This is a genomic window from Paracoccus sp. 228 (assembly GCF_000967825.1).
Lineage (GTDB): Bacteria > Pseudomonadota > Alphaproteobacteria > Rhodobacterales > Rhodobacteraceae > Paracoccus > Paracoccus marcusii.
In genome coordinates this window covers 1-1,319 of record NZ_JYGY01000030.1, presented here as the reverse complement: position 1 = coordinate 1,319, position 1,319 = coordinate 1, and the positions used below count along the sequence as shown (strand labels likewise).

The window sequence follows — 1,319 nt, the reverse complement described above, 5'->3', positions numbered from 1 at the left end:
CGCTGCTTTCGATCTCCAGCCCGTCGGCGAACGCTTCTAGGTCATAGCGATCATACAGGCGGCGCGTGCCCAAGATCCGGCGCGGCAGACATAACGTGCGAAGTGTCGTTTCGCTGATCCCCAGATAGGCCGCGGCGCAGGCGCTTGABAGCAGCCGGGGTGCAAAGGTCAGGTCATAGCGCGCCATTTGGCAGCTCCTTGGCAGGGTGATCGTCAAAAGTGGACACGACTGGTGCAACCGGTTGCACGGCCGTCCACGGGCGCTGGCAGAGTGTAAAAAGTTACGCTTCCATTTCTTGCCAACGATACTCCCCAACAGGCGGTGCAGATGGGTGAAGATGGCGAGAAATGCGGAATGTCAACTTCRTCAGAACACAGCGCTGACAAGTTGCCCCTTTGGTTGTTAGAAGGCAGAATTGTTCAACTGCAACACATTCAAGAAAGCAGATCTCATGCGTATTCTGATTGCAGCATTTGTTCTTTGCCCGCTCGCTGCCCAAGCCGGATTTTTCAATGGAAACGAAATTTATGAGCAGTGCCAGGACGACCCCTTGGGAGCGGGTATATATGCTTCCGGTCTTATAGACGGGGCTCTTACCATGCAGAAATGGGACAAGAGTCGCCCATCAATCTGCCCAGCTTCTGGCGTAACTGTAAATCAAGTAGGGGATGTGATGTGCAAACACTTAGAGGAAAACCCGGCTGAACGCCATTTGACTGCTTCCTCTATAGCCCTGAATGTTTTCGAAGCTGCTTGGCCTTGCTCTGACTAAACCCACAACCGTCGCGCGATCTGAGAGCGCAACGGTTGTGTGTCATAACACCCGTTACGGGGAAGAGCGCAGGCCAGAGGTTGAGCAGGGCGGCCTATATGGCCGCCCTGCTCAATGTGTTTAAACGTTATTAAATTACATTAGATAAAACAATATTTCTTTATTTTTATATTTTGAGAGAGCTATCAAACATGTGCGCGGAAATTACAAAGCAGATAAATGAGAAAAAGATCGTCACTCCAATTTGATACAGCCATGGCCACTCTCTTTTCCATTCCAAAACCTCCTCATATTTTCCGAAAATCCATGGCCCAATTGCAGCCGTAACTGCAAGCGTTAGGCCAACAGATGTTACAAAATTGAAAATATCTTTCAAAATTCCGGGTTGGTTAAAGTTTRGCGCAYGATCCAGCGCCATCACTAGAAAAAGTGTGGTTGATATGAAAATAATTCCAAACACCATTGAGTCGTATATTTGAGAGAAGAATTCTTTGGCTTCCTGATTTTTTACCCTAAGCAACAAAGGCATTAGCCCGAGAACAAAAA

Annotated in this window: 3 protein-coding genes; 1 reads left to right on the top strand and 2 read right to left on the bottom strand. The window is 48.4% G+C overall.

All coding sequences use genetic code 11. The annotated features are described in order from the left end of the window. Positions 1-187, bottom strand: a 187-nt coding sequence (locus tag SY26_RS19700; RefSeq protein ID WP_046001983.1) for a helix-turn-helix domain-containing protein, incomplete at its 3' end; no start/stop codon positions are given. Between the two features lie 265 nt (positions 188-452). Here SY26_RS19700 and SY26_RS21470 point away from each other — a divergent pair. Next, positions 453-773, top strand: coding sequence for a Rap1a/Tai family immunity protein (locus SY26_RS21470; RefSeq protein ID WP_157020567.1), 321 nt, complete (start codon positions 453-455; stop codon positions 771-773). 166 nt (positions 774-939) lie between these two features. Here SY26_RS21470 and SY26_RS21775 read toward each other — a convergent pair. Then, positions 940-1,319, bottom strand: a 380-nt coding sequence (locus SY26_RS21775) for a hypothetical protein (RefSeq protein ID WP_046001982.1), incomplete at its 5' end; no start/stop codon positions are given.

Excerpts from the sequence above, each read along its gene's own strand:
- SY26_RS21470 (WP_157020567.1), top strand. The coding sequence starts at position 453 with ATGCGTATTCTGATTGCAGCATTTGTTCTTTGCCCGCTCGCTGCCCAA.